The organism is Streptomyces sp. Tu 3180 (genome assembly GCF_009852415.1).
Classification (GTDB): Bacteria; Actinomycetota; Actinomycetes; order Streptomycetales; family Streptomycetaceae; genus Streptomyces.
On record NZ_WOXS01000002.1, the window covers coordinates 5,645,543 to 5,666,551 of the forward strand.

Consider the following 21,009-nt stretch of genomic DNA (forward strand, 5'->3'; position numbering starts at 1 on the left):
GGTCCGGAACCTCCCCGCGGGGCCCGCCACGCCGGTGGCGGGCCCCGCGGGGAGGGCTCAGCGCTCCCCGCCCGGGACCCACAGCACGTCGCCGGTCTCCTTGTTCGCGGTGCGGGCCAGGATGAACAGGAGGTCGGAGAGGCGGTTGAGATAGGTCGCGGTGAGCGGGTTCATGGTCTCGCCGTGCACCTCCAGGGCGGCCCAGGTGGAGCGCTCGGCCCGCCGTACGACGGTGCACGCCTGGTGCAGCAGGGCCGCCCCCGCCGTCCCGCCCGGCAGGATGAAGGAGCGCAGCTTCTCCAGCCGCTCGTTGAACCGGTCGCAGTCCGCCTCCAGCCGGTCGACGTAGAACTGCTCGACCCTGAGCGGCGGGAACTCCGGGTTCTGCACCACCGGCGTGGACAGGTCCGCGCCCACGTCGAACAGGTCGTTCTGCACGCGGGTGAGCACCTGCACGACCTCGTCCTCCAGACCGCCCAGCGCGATCGCCGTGCCGATCACCGCGTTCGCCTCGTTGGCGTCGGCGTAGGCGGAGATCCGCAGGTCGGTCTTGGGGACCCGGCTCATGTCACCGAGGGCGGTGGTGCCCCGGTCGCCGGTCCGGGTGTAGATGCGCGTCAGATTGACCATGCGGCCAGCCTAGTTACGCCCCGGCCGTCCGGAACACCCGTGTGCCCACCGTCACGGCGAGCACCGTGAAGCCGACGGCCACCAGCACGCCGTACAGCATGTGGGCCGTCGCGTAGGCGCCGACGTAGGCGTCCCGCACCGCGTCGACGAGGTAGCGGAACGGCATCAGGTGGGACAGGACGTCCAGCCAGGCGGGACCCAGGGTCATCGGGAGCATGAGACCCGACAGCAGCATCGACGGCATGGTCAGGGCGTTGACCGCCGGCCCGAACGTCTGCGGGGTCTCCGTCCTCATGGCGAGCGCGTAGGACAGCGCGGCCAGGGACACGGTCAGCAGGGCGACGAAGCCGAAGCCGATGAGCACCCCGGCCAGCGGCGCCCGCAGGCCCATCACCAGCGCCGCCAGTACCAGCAGCACCGCCTGGAAGACGAACACCGTGGCGTCCCGCAGCACCCGGCCCAGCAGCAGGGCGAGGCGGCTCACGGGGGTGACGCGCATCCGTTCCACCACCCCCTGGCCCTTCTCGATGATGATGCTGAATCCCGCGAACGAGGCCCCGAACAGGCCGAGCTGCAGCAGCAGGCCGGGCACCAGCACCTGCCAGGAGCTGCCCCGCCCGCCGAGCGGCAGACCGGTCAGCAGCGGACCGAAGAACAGCAGGTACAGCAACGGCATCAGCACGCCGAAGAGCAGCGCGAAGCGGGAGCGCAGGGACTGGCGCAGACAGCGCCCGTAGAGGAGCGCGGTGTCGTGGAGCAGCATCGTCGGTCCTATACGGCCAGGGGGGTCGCGTCGGCCGGAGCGGCGCCGCGGCCCGTGATGGAGAGGAAGGCGTCCTGGAGCGAGGCGTCGATCGAGCCGCCGTACTCCAGCTTCAGGGCGCCCGGCGTGCCCTCGGCGGCGACCACGCCCCGGTCGACGACGACCAGGCGGTCGGCGAGGGCGTCGGCCTCGTCGAGGTAGTGGGTGGTGAGGAACACGGTCGTGCCGTGCTCGTCGCGCAGCCGGCGCACCAGGTCCCACAGGTCGGCGCGGCTGCCGGGGTCGAGGCCGGTGGTCGGCTCGTCGAGGAACAGCACCTCGGGCCGGTGCGTGAGCGCCATGGCGATGTCCAGCCGGCGCCGCTGGCCGCCGGACAGCGCGCCGCACCTGCGGTCGAGCAGGTCCGTCAGTGCGAGCTCGCGGGCGAGCTCCTCGGCGCGCTCGGCGGCCCGGTCCCCGGTCAGCCGGTACAGCCGCCCCTGGGTGACGAGCTCCTCCCGCACGGTGATCTGCGGATCGACTCCGCCGGACTGCGCCACGTACCCGCAGGCCCGCCGCACCCCGGCCGGATCGGTGGCCAGGTCGCAGCCGGCGACGGTGGCCGTGCCGCCGGTCGGCGGGAGCAGGGTGGTGAGCATGCGCAGGGTCGTCGTCTTGCCGGCCCCGTTGGGGCCGAGGAGGCCGAGGATCTCCCCCTTGCGGACGGTCAGGTCGATACCGCGGACGGCCTCCACGGGGCCGCGTTTCGTCCGGAAGGTACGGGACAGGGCGGCCGTACTGATGAGGGTCATGCCCTCAGAAAAACAGAGTCTCTGAAATTTTGCAACGGCCCCAAATTTTCAGAGACTCCAGTGATCATCCCGCGTGCCTACGATGAGGGCATGGCAGAAGGGCTCAGGGAGCGGAAGAAGCGCGAGACCAGGCAGCGGATCTCGGACATCGCCACCGGACTCTTCCTGGAGCACGGCTTCGTGACCGTGACGATGGCGGAGGTGGCGGAGGCCGCCGACGTGTCCGTGAACACGGTCTACAACTACTTCCCCGCCAAGGAGGACCTCTTCTTCGACCGCTCCAAGGGGGTCGTCGACCAGCTCTCCCGCTGGGTGCGGGGCCGGGACGCGGGGGAGTCGGCCGCCCACGCCGTGCTGCGCGAACTGCGCGCCGAGATCGAGGCGGTGTCGCCCCGGGTCGGCCTGATGGAGGGCTACGACCGCTTCATGCGCGTCATCCACGAGTCGCCGCAGCTGCGTTCGAGGCTGTGGAGCCTCCAGCAGGAGATCCAGGACCACCTGGAGGCGACGCTCCGCGAGGAGGCGGGCGCCGCCCCCGACGACCCGCTGCCGGGTCTGGTGGCCGGTCAGATCTGCTGGATCCACAGCACGGTCTTCGTCACGATCGGCCGGGAGATGATGAGGGGCCGCGCACCGGCGGAGGTGTCGCGCGAGGTCCTCGGGCTCGTCGACGACATCGAGGAACTGCTGAGCGGCAAGGTCCTCGGCTACGCGGTGCGCGGCTGAACCGGGCCTACGCCCGGGGGGTCGTGTGCAGGACGAAGAAGAGGCCCTGCGCGCGGGTGCCGTCGGGCAGTTCCCACACGCCGGCGACATGACCCGCCGCTCCCGGCTCGGGGAGCGGCGCGCCGTCCGGGGCGGGCCGCAGGGTGCGCAGGACGCGGAGGGTCGTGCCGTCCGGTGCGGACAGCTCGGTGTCCTCCTCGGTGTCGTCGACGGCGGTGAAGTCCGCCGGGACCGGGCCCTCGCCCGCGTGGGCGCGGGTGACCTCCCGGTCGGGGGTGTCGGTGAGGCTCTGGGCCTGGGCCTGCGCACGGCCCTCGATCAGGGCCGCCAACTCCGCGACGAGCACCGGGTCGTGGCAGCCGTCGTAGACCCAGCGCCGCCCGAGGACGCCGTGCTCCGCGGTGCCGATGAGGGCGTGCTCCGCCCGGTCGAGCGGAGCGCCCCGGTAGGTGAGCGGCACCAGGTAGGCGGTCGGCTCGGGGCCCGAGGCGTCGGTGACGACCATGAACTCGATGCCGACCTCCCCCTGCGGATCGTCGAGCCGGAAACCGCCGGCCCTGGCCAGCCGCGGTCCCTCCGCGTCCCCGTGGTACCAGGGGCGCGAGGGCAGCCAGGCGGTCAGCAGCTCCAGCTTGGTCGGCTCGAGGGTGGTGCGGTGGATCACGGCCATGCCGGGGTTCTCCTCCGTCGATCGGACACCGGTCCCCCCACCCTCCCATCCGTCACGGGCCCGGCGGCCACTTCTCGCCGGGCCGTCTCCCGCCGGGCCGGGCACCCCCGGCAGGGGCGCCGGGCCCGGCGTGCGGGACGTGACAGGAGTCTCACTCCGTGAGACGTGAAACGCGTTACTAAGTCGGTCACGGGAACCCCGGCGCCCGCTAGTGTCCGCTCCTGGAGAACAACGACAGCGCGTATCAGGGGAGTCGCACAGTGGCACGCAAGCTCGCCGTCATCGGGGCCGGTCTCATGGGGTCCGGCATCGCCCAGGTCTCCGCTCAGGCGGGCTGGGACGTCGTCCTGCGCGACGTGACCGACGAGGCGCTCGCGCGGGGCACCGACGGGATCAAGGCGTCGTACGACAAGTTCGTGAGCAAGGGCAAGCTGGAGGCGCACGACGCCGACGCCGCCCTCGCCCGGATCACCGCGACCACCGACCTGGACGCCTGCGCGGACGCGGACATCGTGGTCGAGGCCGTGTTCGAGAAGCTCGAGGTGAAGCACGAGATCTTCCGCGCCCTCGACAAGATCGTGCGCGAGGACACCGTGCTCGCCTCCAACACCTCCGCCATCCCGATCACCAAGATCGCGGCCGTGACGGAGCGCCCGGAGCGGGTCGTCGGCACCCACTTCTTCTCGCCGGTGCCGATGATGCAGCTGTGCGAACTGGTCCGCGGCTACAAGACCAGCGACGAAACCCTCGCCAGGGCCCGGGAGTTCGCCGAGTCGGTCGGCAAGACCTGCATCGTCGTCAACCGCGACGTCGCCGGCTTCGTGACCACCCGCCTCATCTGCGCCCTCGTCGTCGAGGCCGCGAAGCTGTACGAGTCGGGCGTGGCGAGCGCCGAGGACATCGACCTGGCGTGCAAGCTGGGCTTCGGCCACGCCATGGGTCCGCTGGCCACCGCCGACCTCACCGGCGTGGACATCCTGCTGCACGCCACGAGCAACATCTACACCGAGTCGCAGGACGAGAAGTTCGCCGCTCCGGAACTGATGCGCCGGATGGTTGACGCCGGTGACATCGGCCGCAAGAGCGGGCAGGGCTTCTACGAGCACTGACACCGTGCACTCACCCCGGCGTGCATCACCCGCCGGGGTGAATTCGGTATCGGTTCGCTCACAACGGGCAACCTCCGGCACCTCCGCACAGTCAGAGGTTGCATCACCGGCATCAGCAACGCGGAGACGACAGACGCACGCACGGGGAGCGCATATGCACATCAGGGGCGACCACGCCGAGCTGGTCGTCGGGGGCCGCCTCGACGTCCGCAGCGCGGCGGACGCCCGTACGGTCCTGCACTCGGCCGTCGACGACGGGGCCGGCGACCTGGTGCTGGACCTGTCCGAACTGGACTCCTGGGACGCCACCGGACTCGGCGTGATCATGGGGGCCCACCGGCGGGCCGGCCGCTGCGGCCGGCGGCTGGTGCTGCGCGGCGTCCCGCCGCAGATGCAGCGCCTGTTGGTGGCCACCCGGCTGCACCGGATCCTGGCGATCGAGGGAGGCATCGGGGTGGACACGCTGCCCCGCGTGTGAGGTCCGTACGGGTGGGAACCGGACGAGCGGCACCGTCCGGACCGGCTCCGGCGGACCGCGTGACGCGCGCACAATCCTCACGAGACCGTGACGTCTCGGACGGCGCGGTACCCCGGACTGTCGTGGATACTGAGCGAAGGTTTAGGGTGCGGCTGCCCGCTGCCTCGCAACCCTCGAGCGGGCCCGGACCAGAAGCGACAGCGCGGTGTGCAGCAAGGCCGGGAGGGGCTCTGGGAACTGTCGGACTCGCGGCAGACGGGAGTCCGACGACAGGACCCAGGCACACGACGCTTTTGGGGGCTAGGACCTATGGACCCGAACAGCCGGGGACCCGAGGAGTACGGCCAGGACGGTGACGGTCACGCGCCGCGCCAGCGCCCTCCCAGGGAATCCCTCACTTCCGACTTCGGACAGCACGCACCGGCGCTCGCCCGCACGGTGCAACTCGTGTCCGGCGACTTCCTGCTCACCGTCAACCCCGTCGACGGCAGCGAGATCGAGCCCTGCCCGCCCGCCGAACGGCCCGCCCGCCCCGCCAAACTCGACGAGACCGGGCGCGCCGAGGTCGAGCGGGCCGCCAGGCCGGCCGTCCCGCCCGGACCGGCGCAGCCCACGCTGCCGCTGCTGGCCCGTGAGGACGAGCGCGAGAAGCTGGTCCGGCTGCTCGCCCGCGGCCGCTCCGTGCGCCTCACCGGCCCCGCCGGCTCCGGCCGCACCCGGCTCCTCGACGTCGTCGCCGGGGACTGCGCGGACCTCGCCCCCGACGGCGTCGTCCGGCTGAACGGCCACCGCCGCTCGGCCGACGACCTGCTGTACGACCTGTTCTATGCCGTCCACGACGCCCCGCTGTACCGCCCGGACCGGGACGAACTGGTCGAGCACGTCCGTGAGATCGGCGCCGTCGTCGTCCTCGACGACCTCGAGTTCGGCGGCGCCGCCCTCGACGAGCTGCTGGACGCCACCCCCGAGTGCGCCTTCCTGTTCGGCACCACCCCGGACGTGCCCGACCCGTCCGCCGACTCCGGCGTCGAGGAGGTGACCCTCGACGGGCTCGACCGGGCGGCCGGCCTGGAGCTGCTGGAGCACGCCGTCGGCCGCGGCCTCACCGAGGACGAGCGGAACTGGGCCGGCGACCTCTGGTTCGAGTCCGAGGGCCTGCCGCTGCGCTTCGTCCAGGCCGGTGCCCTGCTGCGGCAGCGCGACCGGCTGCGGGCCGGCGCCGGCGCCGTCGACGAGTTCGGCGTCTTCGAGGACGTCCGGCCGGACGCGCCGCCGTACGACGCGGTCGACGCCGTCGAGGTGCCGCTGCCCTCGCTCGGCGAGGCCGCCGCCCCCGCTCCGCTGCTCGCCTCCCGGCTCAGCGCCTCCGCCCGCGCCACCCTGCGGTTCGCCGTCGCGCTCGGCGGCGAGGTGCCCCACCAGGCGCATCTGCCCGCCCTGGTGGGCGACACCCACGCCGACGCCGCGCTCGGCGAACTGGCCGCCTGCGGACTGGTCTCCCCGGCCGGCTCCCGCTACCGGCTCGCCGCCGGTGTGCCGGCCCAGCTGGAGGCCGCCGGATACGCCGACGAGGCCGAGGCCCAGGCCCGTGCCGCCGCCCGGCACTACGCCTGGTGGGCCGGGCACCCCTCGGTGACCCCGGAGCGGGTGTGCGCCGAGGCCGACGCGGTGCTCACCGCGCTCGCCGTGCTGTCGCCGCTCACCACGGCCACCACCGAGGACGAGCCGAACACGGTCGTGCAGCTGGCCCGTGCCGCCGCGCCCGCGTTCGCCGCGGGCCTGCACTGGAGCGCCTGGGAGAAGGCGCTGCGGGCCGGCGCGGAGGCCGCCCGGCTCGCCGGGGACGTGCCGGAACAGGCCTACTTCCACCACGAGCTCGGCGTCCTCGCCCTGTGCGCGGGACAGCTCGACCGGTCGCGCGCCGAACTGGAGGCGTCCATCGGCCTGCGCGGCGCCCTCGCCGACAAGCGCGGCACCGTCGCCGGCCGCCGCGCGCTGGCCCTGGTCGCCGACCGCTCCGGAACCCCGCTGGCACTCGCGCCGACCGCGGGGGAGGAGGTGCCCGAGGCCCACGTCGAGGAGTCGGCCCCGCCGCCCCGCGGGGTGCCGACGGCCTTCCCGGACCTCCAGCCGCCCACCGACACCCCCCTGGTCGTCCACCGCACCGCGCCCGCGTCCGCGCCGCGGGGCAGGACGGGCGGCGGGCTGAAGAGCCTGGCCCGGCGCAACCTCGTGGCGGCCGGCGCGGGCGCGCTGCTCGTCGCCGTGCTGGGCACCGTGGTCACCCTCGGCGCCACGTCGGACAACGACGCCGGCAGCCCGTCGGACAACGTCGGCGTCAACCCGTCGGCGAGCCAGGGCGTCGACGACGGCAGCCTGGGCGCCGACCCGGCGGCCGAGGAGGGCGGCGACACCGGCGAGGCCACCAGCCGGCCGACCGACCCGGGCCCGGACGGCACCCCGGGCACCTCCGACGACCCGACGCCGACGGCCACCGGGTCGGACGAGCCGTCGGACGGGCCGAGCGGTACGAAGGAACCGGACGGTCCGACGAAGACGCCGAAGCCGACGGAGACCACCGAACCGCCCACCACCAAGCCTCCGACGTCCAAGCCGCCCACGTCCCAGCCCCCGACGTCCCAGCCTCCGACGTCCCAGCCGCCCACGTCCTCGGAGCCGCCCGCCTCCAGCGAGCCCCCGCCGCCGTCCACCAGCGACACCGCCGGCGGCCCCACCTCGTCCTCCCCCGTGGCGACGAGCAGCACGGCGAGCGCCCCGCAGAGCTCCGACGCGGGTACGTCCGGCGGTTCGGAGACGGTGATCTGACACACCGGCACACGTGAGGGCCGGGTTCCCGACGGAACCCGGCCCTCGTGTCCTGTCGCGGCGCCGCCCGGAGCGGGTCAGAACAGCCGCAGCTTGTCGTCCTCGATGCCCCGCAGCGCGTCGTAGTCGAGGACCTGGCAGCCGATGCCCCGGTCCGTGGCGAGCACGCGGGCCTGCGGCTTGATCTCCTGGGCGGCGAAGATGCCGCGCACCGGGGCGAGATGGGGATCGCGGTTCAGCAGCTCCAGGTAGCGGGTGAGCTGTTCCACGCCGTCGATCTCGCCGCGTCGCTTGATCTCCACTGCCACGGTCCGTCCCTCGGCGTCCCGGCACAGGATGTCGACGGGGCCGATGGCGGTCATGTACTCGCGGCGGATGAGGGTGTAGCCCTCGCCGAGGGTCTCGATGCGGTCGGCGAGCAGCTCCTGGAGGTGCGCTTCCACGCCGTCCTTGATCAGGCCGGGATCGACGCCCAGTTCGTGCGAGGAGTCGTGGAGGATCTCCTCCATCGTGATGATGAGTTTCTCGCCCGCCTTGTTGACGACGGTCCAGACGCCCTCCTCCTCGCCGGTGCCCTCCTTGAGGGTGCAGGGCGGCGACATCCAGTTCAGGGGCTTGTAGGCCCGGTCGTCGGCGTGGATCGAGACGCTGCCGTCCGCCTTGACCAGGATCAGACGGGGGGCCGGGGGCAGGTGGGCGGTGAGCCGTCCGGCGTAGTCCACGGAGCAGCGGGCAATGACGAGACGCATGGTCGGCAACGCTACTCGACCGGTCCGCCTCGGCGCGATTCGCCCTCATGACGGCCTCGTGGGCCCCACGAGGCGCGTCCTGTATCTCCTGGAAAACGCGTGTTCGGCGATGGCCGATTACCGGCCCACAGGAAGTTCCGCATCCACGCATTCTCCTGGTGCCGTCACGGTCCGTTGCTTACGGTATTGAACGGGAGGTCGCGAGGTGTGTACGCAGCGTGTTCGATATCGCGGACTCCCCTATCTGTCAGGCAACCCCTGCTCGTCGGGGGTGCGAGAGGAGAACCCATGTCGCTCGACGTCTCACCGGCCCTACTCGAACAGGCCGAGCGAGGCGAGGTCGACGAAGCTGAATTCGTCGACTGCGTCCGGACCTCCCTGCCCTATGCGTGGGAGATGATCAGCTCCCTGGTGGCCCAGCTGAAGGTGGACGGCGGACCCTTCGCCGACAACCAGACGCCCCCGCCGGACGAGCAGGCACGCGGCCAGCTGCTGCGTGCGCTAGCGAGTGACGCGATACGCGGCGCGCTGCAACGGCACTTCGGTGTTCGGCTGGCCTTCCAGAACTGCCACCGGGTGGCCGTGTTCCCGCTTGACTCCTCGGTCGACGAGACGCTGGCCCGCTTCACCTCGGTCCGCAGTCAGCTGCTGAACCAGTCGCCGGAACTGCGCGACTGCTGACGCTCTGTCGTTTGCTTGCCGCTCCGTACGCGGGAGGTGCAGTTCGTACCGGGGCGGCAAGCCTTCCGCGGGACCCGGCTCGCTCAGCCGAGCTGGGACAGTACCTCGGCCCCGAGCCGCCGTACGTTCTCCTCGGTCGCCGCCAGATCGCCGGAACCCTCGACGAGCAGGGCGAAACGGGAGATGCCGGTGCGCTCGCTGGTCGCGGCGAGCCGGTCGGCGCACAGCCGCGGCGTGCCCACCGGGTGCAGCTCGCAGAGCAGTTCGGTGTACGCCAGCGGGTCGCGCATCTGCCGTTTCCGGCCGTCCACCGTGACGTGCGCCTCGAGCCCCTGGCGCAGCCAGCCCGGCATCACCTTCGTCAGCGTCTCCACCGCGTCCGTGCGCCGGTCCGCGATCTGGCAGACACCGGCCGAGACGTGTGCGGCACGGTGGACCTCCGGGGCCGGCCGCCCGCACGCGCGCGCGTGCCGCTGCCACAGGGCGACCATCTCGGCCTTCTCCTCGTCCCCGACGTGCATCCCGAGCAGCATCGGCAGCCCGCGCTCGGCGGCCAGCCGCACGCTCGCCGGGGAGGTGCAGGCGACCACGACCTCGGGGCCCTCGGTCTCGGTGAGGGACTCCGACGGGCGCGGCACGACCGGGACCTCACGGAAGGCGAAGCGCTCGCCGGCGGTCCCGACGGAGGGCTCGCGCAGCCAGCGCAGCAGCAGATCGAGTGATTCCGGGAACCCCTTCTCGTACGCCTCCAGACCGGCCCCGAACACCTCCAGGTCGACCCACGGCCCGCCGCGCCCGACGCCCAGCGAGAACCGTCCGCCGCTGGTGATGTGCAGCAGCGCGGCCTGCTCGCCGAGCGCCACGGGATGGGTGGTGGGCAGCACGCTCACCGCCGTGCCGACCCGCAGGCGGCGGGTGCGGCCGAGCAGTAACGCGGCCAGGGTGACGGCCGACGGGCAGGTGCCGTACGGCACGAAGTGGTGCTCGGCCAGCCAGACCGTGTCGAGCCCCGCCTCCTCGGCCACCTCGGCCGAGCGGACCGCGCGGTGCAGCGCCTCCCCCTCGCCCTGCCCGGGGAACTGGGCGGCCAACACGAAACTTCCAACGCGCATTGCTTTCCTGCTTCCTTGGCCCCGACGCGGAGCTCCCCCACAGGGCATAACCGTCCGACACGTGCCGAGGACACGGCCGGGCGGAGGGCTTTGCGGATTGTCTGCAGAATGCGCCGCTCGGAAGGGTGCCGCCGCGTCGTGGAGGGGACTTGTGAGGTTCGGTGGCGTACGCCTGCCCCTGCACGCGCCGCGTAGGCTGGAAGCGGCCCCCGCATCCCGTACAGCCCCGTGAGGTGTTCCGTGTCCCCGCGTCGCAACCGACCCAAGGGAGCCGGTTCGTCCGGCCGCAGCGCCGAGGAGGACCGTTCCGGCCGCTACGGCGGCTGGCAGTCCACGGAGAGCTGGCAGGGCGAGGAGTGGAGCGTACGGCACGTGGCGGGGGCCAGCGCCCAGGGCAAGGCCTACCGCTGCCCCGGCTGCGACCAGTTGATCCCGGACGGGGTGCCGCACGTGGTGGCCTGGCCGGAGCACTCGGGCGTCGACGAGCGCCGGCACTGGCACAAGGCGTGCTGGAACGCGAAGGACCGCCGCACCACGCGGGTGCAGCGGTCCCGTAACGCGCCGAGGTTCTGACCGGGGCCGGGAGGCCGGCGGGGTCCGTCAGACGTCCCGCTTCTCCAGCAGGGCGAAGGCGGCGCCCAGCGTCACGGCGGTGACGCCGAGCATGATCCACAGCGGGTCCCAGCCGGACGGTCCGGAATCGCTCAGGGAGTTGGCGTAGAAGATGCTCATCTGGTTCGGGATGGAGTACTCGAACAGCGCCTGCTGAACGTCCTGCAGCGAGGACGAGAACATGAACAGCGCGATCACCAGCGGGGCGAGCACGGCACCGATCATGATGGTGATGGCGCCCGCCGAGTGCCGGATGATCGAGCCGACGGCCAGCGAGAGCATGCCGAGCAGGGCGAGGTAGAGCGAGATGCCGACCGTGCCCTTCAGCCACTCCTCGCCCGAGGGCTCCTTCGTGCCGTTGCCCTCCAGCAGCGCCACGTGCGCGAAGCCGATGAGCGTGGCGGACACCAGGGTCACCACGAAGGCGACCAGGAAGAACACCACGGCCTTCGCCGCGAGGACCCGCGCGCGCGAGGGACAGGCGACCGTCGTGGTGCGGATCATGCCGGTGCCGTACTCCGAGGCCGTGGTCAGCACGCCCAGCGTCATGAGGCACATGCTGCCCAGCAGCAGCCCGAAGAAGCCCAGTCCCAGCGGGCTCTCCCCGCCCAGGTCGGCGTCCTGGCCGGACACGACCAGGCCGGTCAGCAGGCCGATGCCGACCACGAGCAGCACGAACACGCCCAGCGTCCACATCGTGGAGCGCACCGACCTGATCTTCGTCCACTCGGAGGCGATCGCGTGCCCGAGGTGCGTGCGCACCACCGGGATCGGCGAGGTGTAACCGGGGCCCGCCGGGCCGGAGGCGGGAGAGGCGGAACCGGGCGCCGCCTGCCATGCGGGTGCGGCGGTCTGCGGCATCGGGGGCTGGGGCGTGCTCATCGGGCGTCCTCGGGCTTGGTCACGTCGGAGGCGGTGGGGGCGGTCGGGGGCGCGACGGGCGGAGCGGCCGGAGCGGCCGGAGCCTGGCTCCCGGGCGCCTGCGGGGCCGGCTGCGCGTACGGGTTGGACGCGGGGGCACCCGGAGCGGCGCCCGGGGCGCCGTAGGGGCCCGCGGGAGCCCCCGGCGCGCCCGGCGGCACCGCGAAGGGCTGCCCGCCCTGCTGGGGCGGCGGCGGGGCGTACCAGCCGGGCTGGCCCTGACCCGGAACCGGCATCGGCGGCTGCGCGCCGGGCGGCAGCGGCTGCTGGAGCCCCGCCTTCTGGTCGGCGGTCGAGCGGTAGTCGACGGCGCCCTGCGTCATCCGCATGTACGCCTCCTCCAGCGAGGCCTGGTGCGGCGACAGCTCCCACAGCCGTACGTCGGCGTCGTGCGCGATGTCGCTGATGCGCGGCAGCGGCAGTCCGGTCACCCGCAGCGCGCCGTCCTGCTCGGGCAGGACGTGGCCGCCGGCCTCGGTGATCGCGGCGGACAGCTTCTCGCGCTGCTGTGGCTCGGTGTCGGGCGTGCGCACGCGCGCGAAGTCGGCGGAGTTGGCGGAGATGAAGTCCTTCACGCTCATGTCGGCGAGCAGCTGTCCGCGCCCGATGACGATGAGGTGGTCGGCGGTGAGCGCCATCTCGCTCATCAGGTGCGAGGAGACGAACACCGTACGGCCCTCGGCGGCCAGCGCCTTCATCAGATTGCGCACCCAGAGGATGCCCTCGGGGTCGAGGCCGTTGACCGGCTCGTCGAACAGCAGCACCTGCGGGTCGCCGAGCAGCGCGGCGGCGATGCCGAGCCGCTGGCCCATGCCCAGCGAGAAGCCCTTCGACCGCCGCCCGGCCACGTCGTGCAGGCCGACCACACCCAGCACCTCGTCCACGCGCCGGGCCGGGATGCCGGAGAGCTGGGCCAGGGACAGCAGGTGGTTGCGGGCGGACCGGCCGCCGTGCACCGCCTTGGCGTCCAGCAGCGCGCCGACCTGGCGGGGGGCGTTGGGCAGCCTGCGGTACGGGTAGCCGCCGATCGTGACGTGGCCCGCGGTGGGGTTGTCCAGGCCGAGGATCATCCGCATCGTCGTCGACTTGCCGGATCCGTTGGGGCCCAGGAAGCCGGTGACGGCTCCGGGCCGCACCTGGAAGGACAGGTTGTACACAGCGGTCTTGTCGCCGTAGCGCTTGGTCAGGCCGACTGCCTCGATCATGCTCCGCACCCATCGAAAGGTTCAGGACAGCGGGGCACACGCCCCCGTAAGGGTTAGGAGGATATCCAGGCGCCGACGGTTCCGCTCAAGACGAGGCAGAACCGGTCCCGACCGGTCGCCCCCTACGCGTCGCGCCGCTTCAGCACCGCGTAGCCGCCGACGAGCGCGGCGACCACCCACAGCACCATGATCCCCAGGCCGCCCCAGGGCCCGTACGGGGTGTCGTCGCCGACCGGCGGCACCACCTGCATGATCCTGCTGCCGGCCTGGTCGGGCAGGAAGCGGCCGACCTCCTTCGTCGCGTCGACGTAGCCCAGGACGCTGGAGATCAGGAAGAAGAACGGCACCAGGACGCCCAGCGACAGCATCGGCGAGCGCAGCATCGTGGCGACCCCCATCGAGAACACCGCGATCAGGGTCATGTAGAGGCCGCCGCCGATGACCGCGCGCGGCACCCCCTCGTCCCCGAGGGACGCCCGGTGCTCGCCGAGCATCGCCTGGCCCAGGAAGAACGCGGCGAAGGCGGTGGCCAGGGAGACCACGAGCGCGAGCGCGGTGGCGACCGCCAGCTTGCCGGCCAGGAACGTGCCGCGCCGCGGCACCGCCGCCAGCGAGGTGCGGATCATCCCGGTGCTGTACTCGTTCGACACCACCAGCACCCCGAACACGACCATCGCGAGCTGGCCGAGGCTCATCCCGGCGAAGCTGATGAACGTCGGGTCGAAGGAGAGCCGGTCCCGCGCGCTCATCCCGTCGAACTCGCTCCTCGACAGCGCCGAGATCAGCATGCCGAGCGCGATGGTGACGACCACCGCCAGGGAGAGCGTCCACACCGTGGACGCCACCGACCGGATCTTGGTCCACTCGGACCGGACGACCTGCACCGCCGCCATGCTCAGCTCCTCCTCCAGCCGTCGCCCCACTGCCGTGCGGTGACGGGCGCGTCGGAGTGGGCGTGGTACTCCACCGACTCCGCGGTCAGCCGCATGAACGCCTCCTCCAGGGAGGCCTGCTGCGGGCTCAGCTCGTGCAGCACCAGCTGGTTCCGGGCCGCCAGCTCGCCGATGTGCTCGGCCTTGCCGCCGTCCACCTCCAGCGCCCCGTTCCCGCTCTCCACGGCGGTGATCCCGGCCCGGTGCAGCACGTCCAGCAGCCGTTCCCGCTGCGGGCTGCGGACCCGGACGTAGGAGCGGGAGTTGCGCTCGATGAAGTCGGCCATGGAGGTGTCGGCGAGCAGCCGGCCCTGGCCGATGACGACGAGGTGGTCGGCGGTGAGCGCCATCTCGCTCATCAGGTGCGAGGAGACGAAGACGGTGCGGCCCTGGGCGGCGAGCGACTTCATCAGGGTGCGGATCCAGTGGATGCCCTCGGGGTCGAGGCCGTTGACCGGCTCGTCGAACATCAGGATCCGCGGGTCGCCGAGCAGCGCGGCCGCGATGCCGAGCCGCTGGCTCATGCCGAGCGAGAACCCCTTGGCCTTCTTCCGCGCGACCGCCGCCAGCCCGACCGTGTCCAGCACCTCGTGCACCCGCCGCCGGGGGATGCCGTTGCTCTGGGCGAGGCACAGCAGGTGGTGGTAGGCGCTGCGGCCGGGGTGCACGCCCTTGGCCTCCAGCAGGGCGCCGATGCACGTCAGCGGGTCCTCGAGCCGGTCGTAGTGCGTGCCGTCGATCCGGACGTCCCCGGCGGTGGGCCGGTCCAGGCCCAGGATCATCCGCATGGTGGTCGACTTGCCCGCGCCGTTGGGACCGAGGAAGCCCGTGACGATGCCCGGTCTGACCGCGAAGGTCAGGTTGTTGACCGCCACCTTCTCGCCGTACCGCTTGGTCAGCCCCTCGAGCTCGATCATGCGGCCACGCTAAAACGGGACAAAGCCCTCTGCCACCTCAGTGGCAGAGGGCTTCGCCGATGTTCGCCCGCCGTACGGCGGGACGTTACCGGGACTGCTGGGCCGGAACCCCGCGGGAGATCGGCTCGTCGTCGGTGGCGGGCGTGCCGGTCGCGGCCACCGCGGCGCCGGTGAGCGTGGCGAGCATCTCGCGGACGTTCGTCAGCTGGGCGTTGATGGAGTCGCGGCGGTTGGTCAGCGCGGCGAGCTCGCGCTCCGATTCCGAACGGATCCGGTCGGCCTTGGCGTTGGCGTCGGCCACGATGTCCTCGGCCTGGCGCTGCGCGGTCTCCACCGTCTGGCGGGCGCGGCGCTCGGCGTCGGTGCGCAGCTTCTCGGCCTCCAGGCGCAGCTGCTCCGCGCGGTGCTCGATCTCGGCGAGCCGCTTCTCGGCCTTGGCCTGACGGGACGCCAGGTCGCGCTCGGACTGCTCGCGGCGCTTGGCGAGGTTCGTCTCGAAGTCGGCGGCGGCCTGCGCGGCCTTGGCGCGCGTCTCCTCGAAGAGGGCGTCCGCCTCCTCGCGCTTGGACTGCGCGTCCTTCTGCGCCTCGGCACGCAGCTGGGAGGCGTCGCTCTTGGCCTTCTCGACGATCCGTACGCCCTCGTCCTCGGCCTTCGCCTTGCGCTCGGCGGCGTACGACTCGGCGTCGTTGCGCACCTGCTGGGCGGCCGACTCGGCGAGCTCGCGGTGCTGCTCCGCCGCGCGCCGGGCCTCCTCGCGCAGGTCCTTCGCCTCTTCCTCGGCGAGCCGCAGGATCTTCTCGACCCGGGCGCCGAGGCCGGCGTACGACGGCTCGGCGTCGCTGACCTGGGCCTGGGCGTTCTGCGTCTCGAGGTGGAGCTCCTCGATGCGCTTTTCCAGAGCGGTGATGCGGGCGAGAGCGCTGTCACGGTCGGAGACGAGCTTGGAGATACGTTCGTCCACCTGAGCGCGGTCGTACCCACGCCGCACAAGCTCGAAGCCGTAGGGGGAAGTGTCGCTCATGGGGTTCCTGTCGAAAGAGACCGGTGAGGTGATAGGTGGAATCCTAGGGGCCGAAGCGGTGTGTCATCGAGCGGATGCACGTTTGATACGGAGAATGACACCCCTTTTGAGTGGCTGATCGCCGGAGGACTTGCCAAAGCCTTGGTCAAAGCCCTCCGGCGACACGGAAATCCCGTCCGGTTTGCTAGTTATCCGACGATTTGCCACCCGAACGGGCGGCGCCCGCGGTGGCCCCCGCCCTGACCCCGTTGTCCTTGCCCGACGACGGCGCCTCGAACGACTCGAGCGCCTCCAGGACGTCCTGGACCCGGGAGATCTCGGCCTGGATGTCCTCCCGGCGCCGCACCAGGACCTCCAGCTCCCGCTTGCCCTCCTCGACCGTGCGCCGCGCCTCGCGGACCGCCTCGGCCTTCAGCTCCTCGGCCTCCTTGACGAGCGTGGCCTTCTTCTGCTCCGCCTCCTTCAGCAGGCCCTCGGCCTTCTTCACGGCGGCGATGCGGACCTTGCCCGCCTCGGAGTTGGCCTCGGAGACGATCTCCTTGGCCTTCGCCTCGGCCTTGGCGAGCTGCTCCTCGGCGGCCTTGATGAGCGCGTCGCAGCGGTCGCCCGTGGACTTCATCGTCTCGGCCGCCTCCCGGCGGGCCCGCTCGTGCAGCTCCTCGATCTCGCTCGTGACGCGCTCGCGCAGCTCCTCCGCGCGCTCGCGGATCTGTGTCGCGTCCCGGCGCGCGCCGACCAGCAGCTCGTCCGCGTCCGTACGGGCCTTCTCCACGCGCGTGTTGCCCTCGACGGTCGCCTCGGAGACGATCCGCTCGGCCTCGCTGCGGGCCGCGCCGACCATCGTGTCCGCCTGCGCCTCGGCGTCCGCGGTCGTCTTCAGCGCCTGCTGCTGCGCCTCGGCGAGCAGCTTGTCCGCCTCGGCGGCGGTCTCCGTGATGAGCTTGTCGACCTGCTCGGCGGCCTCGGAGCGCCGCTTGTTGGCCTCCTTGCGGGCCTCGTCCAGCGTCCGCTCGGCCTCCTCGCGCGCGGACGACACCAGGCGCTCGGCCTCCGCCTCCGCGTCGGCCCTGACGCGCTCGGCCTCGGCGCGGGTCCGCTCCGCGTGCTGCTGCGCCGACCCCACCGCCTCCGCGGCCTCGGCCCGCAGCCGCTCCGCGTCGCCCGTGGCGTCCGCGATCAGCTTCTCCGCCTTGGCGACCGACTCGGCCCGCACCCGCTCGGCCTCGGCGACCGTCTCCGTGCGCAGCCGGTCGGTGTCGGTGATCGTCTCGGCGGTGAGCCGCTCGGCCTCGCTGCGCGCCTCGGTGATGAGGGTGTCCGCCTGCGTCGCCGCGTCCGAACGGATCCGGTTGGCGTCCTCGCGGGCGTCCGCCCGGGTGCGCGCCGCGCTCTGCTCGGCCTCGGCGATGGTGTCCGACGCCTCCGTGCGCACCCGCTGGGCGTGCTCGGCGACCTCCGTGCGGATCCGCTCGGCCTCCGTGATCGCCTCGGACACCGTGCGCTCGGCCAGCGACTTGGCGGCCTCGGTCTCCTCCTGCGCCTCGCGCCGCAGCCGGCCCGCGTCCTCGGACGCCCGCTCCCGCTCCGCGTAGGCGTCGGCGCGGACCCGGTCCGCCTCCTCCTCGGCCTCGCGGCGGGTGCGCTCCGCCGCGTGCTCGGCGGCGCTGCGCAGCCCGGCGATCTCCTCCTGGGCCTGCTCGTGCAGCCCCGCGACGGAGTCCCGCACCTGCGCCGCGTGCTGCTCGGCGGCCGCCATCATCTCGGTGGCGCGCCGGTCGGCCTCCTCGACCAGGCGCACGGCCTCCGCCTGCGCCTCCTCCACGCGCGTGCGCGCCGAGGCCAGCAGCTCCTCGCTCTGCTCGCGGGCCCGCTCGCGCTCCCGGTCGGCCTCCTGCCGCGCCGAGCCGAGGAGTTCCTCGGCCTCGCGGCGGCGCCGGGCGGCCTCCTCCTGCGCGGCGGCCAGCGTCTCCGACGCCTCCGTGGCCAGCCGCTCGGCGGCGGCCTGCGCCTCGGCCCGCACCCGGTCGGCGCTGTCCTGCGCCTCCGACTTCAGCCGCTCCGCCTCGGCCGCGGCCTCCGACCGCAGCCGCACGGCGACGGCCTCGCCCTCCGCGCGGAACGCGGACGCGTCGGCGGCGGCCTCGTCGCGCAGCCGCTCGGCCTCCGTCTCCGCCTGCTGCTGGAGCGCACGGATCCGCTCGGCGGCCTCGGTGCGCAGCCGCTCGCTCTCCTCGGACGCCTCCCGGCGGATCCGGGCGGCCTCCTCACGGGCGTCGCGCAGCGCCTGCTCGGCGGCGGCGAGCCGCTCCTCGGCCTCCGCGTGCAGCCGCGTCAGTTCCTCGGCGGCCTCCGCGCGCCGGGCCTCGACGGCCCGCTCGGTCTCCTCGCGCAGCTCGCGCGCGGCCCGTTCGCCGTCCTCCCTGAGCGCCTCGGCCCGCTCGGCGGCCTCCGCGCGGTGCCGCTCGGCCTCCTTGCGGGTGCGCTCCAGCGTCTCCTCGGCCTGCCGGCGCAGCGTGGTGGCGCGCTCGATGGCCTCGGTGCGGACCTTCTCGCTGTCCGCCTGCGCGGTGGAGCGCAGCTCGTCCGCGTCCGCCTTGGCCTTGGCGAGCAGCTCCTCGGCGGACTTCGCCGCCTCCTCGATCTGCGCCACGGCCTCCTTGCGGGCCTCCGCGCGGATCTTCTCGCCCTCGGCGACCGCGTCGGTGCGCAGCTGCTCGGCCTCGCCGCGCAGCCGGCGGGCCTCCTCCTGCAGCTCGACCGTCTTGGCGCGGTACTCCTTGGTGTCGTCCTTCGCCGCGCCCTTGAGCTGCTCGGCGATGTCGTGCGCCTCGGCCCGCAGCCGGTCCGCCTCGGCCTCGGCCTCCTTGCGGATCCGCTCGGCCTCCTCGGCGGCGGCCCGGGTGGTCTTCTTGGCGTCCTCCGACGCCTTGTTGAGCACTTCCTCGGCGGTCCGCGCCGCCTTGGACAGCTGGGTGGCCGACTCCTCGGCGGTGATCGCGCGGGCCTTCTCGGCGGCCTCGGCGACGATCTTCTCGGCCTCCGCGCGGGCGTCCGCGACCAGCTGCTCGGCCTCGGACCTGGTCCGCTCGGCCTCCTTGGTGGCCTCCTCGACCAGTCGGGCCACCTGCTCCTTGGCGGTGCGCGTGCGGGTCTCGTTCGCGGACTCGGCGGAGGCGAGCGCCTTGGACGCGGCCTCCTTCGCCTCGGCGAGCACCTTCTCCGCCTCGGCGCGCGCCTCGCGCAGCGCGGTCTCGGCCTGGGACATCCGCTGTTCGGCGGCCCTGGCGAGCTCCTGCGCCTGACGGCGCGCCGCCTCCGACTCGCTGGCGGTCGACGTCCGCAGCTGCTCGGCGTGGTCGGTGGCCTCCTGCGCCTGCGTGGAGGCGGCGTTCAGCAGCCGCTCCGCGTCCGCGCGGGCCCGGCGCAGGAGCTGCTCGGCCTCCGCGCGGGCCGACTCGGCCTCGCTCTGCAGCCGCTGCCGCGCCTCGGCGGTCAGCCGCTCCGCCTCCGCGCGCGCGGCGGCCATGGCCTGCTCCGCCTCCGCGCGGGACTCCTCGAGGAGCCGGCGGGCCTGCTGCTCGGTGCGGGCGCGCAGTTGCTCCGCCCAGGCCACGTTCTCGTTGACGTGCGACTCGACGGTCTGCCGGCGCTCGGCCAGCTCCTGGTCGAGCTGCTGGCGCCGGGTCACCGCCTCCTGGTGCAGCTCGGCCTGGAGCCGGGCCGCCTGCTCCGCGTGCTCCTGCAGGATCCGCTGGGTCTGCGCCCGGGCCTGGCTCAGCTCCCGCTCGGCGTCCGCCCGCAGCTGGTCGGCCTGCATCTGCGCGTTGCGCAGCAACTGCTCGGCCTGGTAGCCGATGTCCCCGCCGTCGTAGGCGGGCCGGGACATGATGGTGCGCCGCGCCTCGTGCAGCTTGGCGCGCAGCACCTCGACCTGGTAGCCGAGGTCCTCGGCGTGCTGGATCGCCTTTTCCCGCTCGGTCTTCAGCCGCTTCATCTCGGCTTCGAACCGAGAGAGGTGGTCGACGTCAGCCGCCGGCTCTCGCTCCTGGCTCTCGTAGCCCCGCACTGCGCGGTCCCATCCGTCCCCTGGTCACAAGTCTGGCCGAGCTCCGTCCGTCCGGCGAACGGGGCTCACCGGGGAATGGTGTCAGATCAACGGCGGAGCATGGGCTGCTGCCCCGGCGCTCGCCCCCCGAAACCCGGACCCCGGTCGGTCCCGCCGCCGTTGACGGCAGGACCCGGTCACCCTGGATCGAGCGGCGACCACACCCAACCCTACCGGCCCCTATGTACGTGGGTCAGTGCTCAGGTGACTCAACCGGTGCCGAAGTGACCAGTTCCGTCAGTACGCCGTGGCAGTCCTTGGGGTGCAGGAAGGTGATGCGCGACCCCATGGAGCCGCGCCGGGGCTCCTCGTACAGGACGCGTACGCCCTTGTCGCGGATGCCGGCGGCCTCCGCGTCCACGTCCGCCGTACCGAAGGCGATGTGGTGGACGCCCTCGCCGTTCTTCGCCAGCCATTTGGCGACGGTGGAGTCCTCCCGGGTCGGTTCCAGCAGCTGGAGGTAGGAGGCGCCGCCGTCCGAGGTGTCGTTGATCTTGAGCATGGCCTCGCGCACGCCCTGCTCCTCGTTGACCTCGGAGTGGAACACCTCGAAGCCGTAGGTGGCACGGTAGAACTCGACGGTCCTGTCGAGGTCGAAACAGGCGATTCCGATGTGGTCGATTCGCGTCAGCATGAATTCAGTGCAGCGCTCCCGCGGTGGTTACGCAACGTGCGCGCGATCACACCGAAAGGCCGATGACGCGGTCCGTCGGGCGTCAGTACATTCGAAGTAAACCCTCGTTCACTCCTCGGCTGTG

At 72.8% G+C, this 21,009-nt stretch carries 19 protein-coding genes; 6 read left to right on the plus strand and 13 right to left on the minus strand.

Translation table 11 applies throughout. The annotated features are described in order from the left end of the window. Nucleotides 1-57: 57 nt before the first annotated feature. From GL259_RS26505 to GL259_RS26515, 3 genes are read right to left on the minus strand one after another with little or no spacing between them, the layout of a single operon-like run. On the minus strand, nucleotides 58-630 hold the full coding sequence (locus GL259_RS26505) for a cob(I)yrinic acid a,c-diamide adenosyltransferase (RefSeq protein ID WP_159535819.1): 573 nt from the start codon (nucleotides 628-630) through the stop codon (nucleotides 58-60). Between the two features lie 13 nt (nucleotides 631-643). Further along, nucleotides 644-1,393 carry an ABC transporter permease gene (locus GL259_RS26510; protein WP_159535820.1) on the minus strand — a complete coding sequence of 250 codons (750 nt, stop codon included), beginning with the start codon at nucleotides 1,391-1,393 and terminating at the stop codon, nucleotides 644-646. 8 nt (nucleotides 1,394-1,401) lie between these two features. Continuing rightward, nucleotides 1,402-2,184: an ATP-binding cassette domain-containing protein gene (locus GL259_RS26515; protein WP_159535821.1), complete on the minus strand. Its 783-nt coding sequence runs from the start codon at nucleotides 2,182-2,184 to the stop codon at nucleotides 1,402-1,404. Nucleotides 2,185-2,274: 90 nt separating this feature from the next. Here GL259_RS26515 and GL259_RS26520 point away from each other — a divergent pair, with 90 nt between their 5' ends. Next, a complete protein-coding gene (locus GL259_RS26520) occupies nucleotides 2,275-2,910 on the plus strand; it encodes a TetR/AcrR family transcriptional regulator (RefSeq protein WP_159535822.1) in 636 nt (211 codons plus the stop codon). A 7-nt stretch (nucleotides 2,911-2,917) separates the two neighbouring features. Here the strand turns inward: GL259_RS26520 and GL259_RS26525 are convergent, their stop codons facing one another. Continuing rightward, nucleotides 2,918-3,580, minus strand: a complete 663-nt coding sequence (locus GL259_RS26525; RefSeq protein WP_159535823.1) for a 1,4-alpha-glucan branching protein — start codon at nucleotides 3,578-3,580, stop codon at nucleotides 2,918-2,920. Nucleotides 3,581-3,840: 260 nt separating this feature from the next. Here GL259_RS26525 and GL259_RS26530 point away from each other — a divergent pair, with 260 nt between their 5' ends. The 3 genes from GL259_RS26530 to GL259_RS26540 all read left to right on the plus strand — a co-directional run bounded on the left by GL259_RS26530 (nucleotide 3,841) and on the right by GL259_RS26540 (nucleotide 7,993). Continuing rightward, a complete protein-coding gene (locus GL259_RS26530; protein ID WP_159535824.1) occupies nucleotides 3,841-4,689 on the plus strand; it encodes a 3-hydroxyacyl-CoA dehydrogenase family protein in 849 nt (282 codons plus the stop codon). A gap of 154 nt (nucleotides 4,690-4,843) precedes the next feature. Continuing rightward, entirely contained in the window at nucleotides 4,844-5,167 is a 324-nt protein-coding gene (locus tag GL259_RS26535; RefSeq protein WP_159535825.1) for an STAS domain-containing protein, read from the plus strand. Nucleotides 5,168-5,476: 309 nt separating this feature from the next. Beyond that, complete coding sequence (locus GL259_RS26540) at nucleotides 5,477-7,993, plus strand: ATP-binding protein (RefSeq protein ID WP_159535826.1); 2,517 nt, start codon at nucleotides 5,477-5,479, stop codon at nucleotides 7,991-7,993. Between the two features lie 77 nt (nucleotides 7,994-8,070). Here GL259_RS26540 and nucS read toward each other — a convergent pair whose 3' ends face one another. Next, entirely contained in the window at nucleotides 8,071-8,742 is a 672-nt protein-coding gene (gene nucS / locus GL259_RS26545; protein WP_159535827.1) for an endonuclease NucS, read from the minus strand. A 288-nt stretch (nucleotides 8,743-9,030) separates the two neighbouring features. On the opposite strand from nucS, the gene GL259_RS26550 reads away from it, so the two are divergent. Continuing rightward, nucleotides 9,031-9,423, plus strand: coding sequence for an SCO5389 family protein (locus GL259_RS26550; RefSeq protein ID WP_159535828.1), 393 nt, complete (start codon nucleotides 9,031-9,033; stop codon nucleotides 9,421-9,423). Nucleotides 9,424-9,506: 83 nt separating this feature from the next. Here GL259_RS26550 and GL259_RS26555 read toward each other — a convergent pair whose 3' ends face one another. Further along, nucleotides 9,507-10,535, minus strand: coding sequence for an LLM class flavin-dependent oxidoreductase (locus GL259_RS26555; protein ID WP_159535829.1), 1,029 nt, complete (start codon nucleotides 10,533-10,535; stop codon nucleotides 9,507-9,509). 240 nt (nucleotides 10,536-10,775) lie between these two features. On the opposite strand from GL259_RS26555, the gene GL259_RS26560 reads away from it, so the two are divergent. Then, complete coding sequence (locus GL259_RS26560; RefSeq protein WP_159535830.1) at nucleotides 10,776-11,108, plus strand: ATP/GTP-binding protein; 333 nt, start codon at nucleotides 10,776-10,778, stop codon at nucleotides 11,106-11,108. A gap of 27 nt (nucleotides 11,109-11,135) precedes the next feature. On the opposite strand, the gene GL259_RS26565 is transcribed toward GL259_RS26560, so the two are convergent. From GL259_RS26565 to mce, 7 genes are all read right to left on the minus strand, one after another. Then, the gene (locus GL259_RS26565) at nucleotides 11,136-12,029 is read right to left on the minus strand and encodes an ABC transporter permease subunit (protein ID WP_159535831.1); all 894 of its coding nucleotides are present in this window, start codon (nucleotides 12,027-12,029) and stop codon (nucleotides 11,136-11,138) included. After that, nucleotides 12,026-13,273: an ABC transporter ATP-binding protein gene (locus tag GL259_RS26570; protein ID WP_159535832.1), complete on the minus strand. Its 1,248-nt coding sequence runs from the start codon at nucleotides 13,271-13,273 to the stop codon at nucleotides 12,026-12,028. The genes GL259_RS26565 and GL259_RS26570 overlap by 4 nt, the downstream gene beginning before the upstream one ends. A 122-nt stretch (nucleotides 13,274-13,395) precedes the next feature. Then, a complete protein-coding gene (locus GL259_RS26575) occupies nucleotides 13,396-14,166 on the minus strand; it encodes an ABC transporter permease subunit (RefSeq protein ID WP_208026526.1) in 771 nt (256 codons plus the stop codon). Nucleotides 14,167-14,168: 2 nt separating this feature from the next. Then, entirely contained in the window at nucleotides 14,169-15,122 is a 954-nt protein-coding gene (locus GL259_RS26580; protein ID WP_159535833.1) for an ABC transporter ATP-binding protein, read from the minus strand. Nucleotides 15,123-15,207: 85 nt separating this feature from the next. After that, nucleotides 15,208-16,146: a cellulose-binding protein gene (locus GL259_RS26585; protein WP_159535834.1), complete on the minus strand. Its 939-nt coding sequence runs from the start codon at nucleotides 16,144-16,146 to the stop codon at nucleotides 15,208-15,210. 184 nt (nucleotides 16,147-16,330) lie between these two features. Next, the gene (scy, locus tag GL259_RS26590) at nucleotides 16,331-20,212 is read right to left on the minus strand and encodes a polarized growth protein Scy (protein WP_159535835.1); all 3,882 of its coding nucleotides are present in this window, start codon (nucleotides 20,210-20,212) and stop codon (nucleotides 16,331-16,333) included. Between the two features lie 232 nt (nucleotides 20,213-20,444). Further along, nucleotides 20,445-20,885 carry a methylmalonyl-CoA epimerase gene (mce, locus tag GL259_RS26595; protein WP_159535836.1) on the minus strand — a complete coding sequence of 147 codons (441 nt, stop codon included), beginning with the start codon at nucleotides 20,883-20,885 and terminating at the stop codon, nucleotides 20,445-20,447. Nucleotides 20,886-21,009 lie beyond the last annotated feature (124 nt).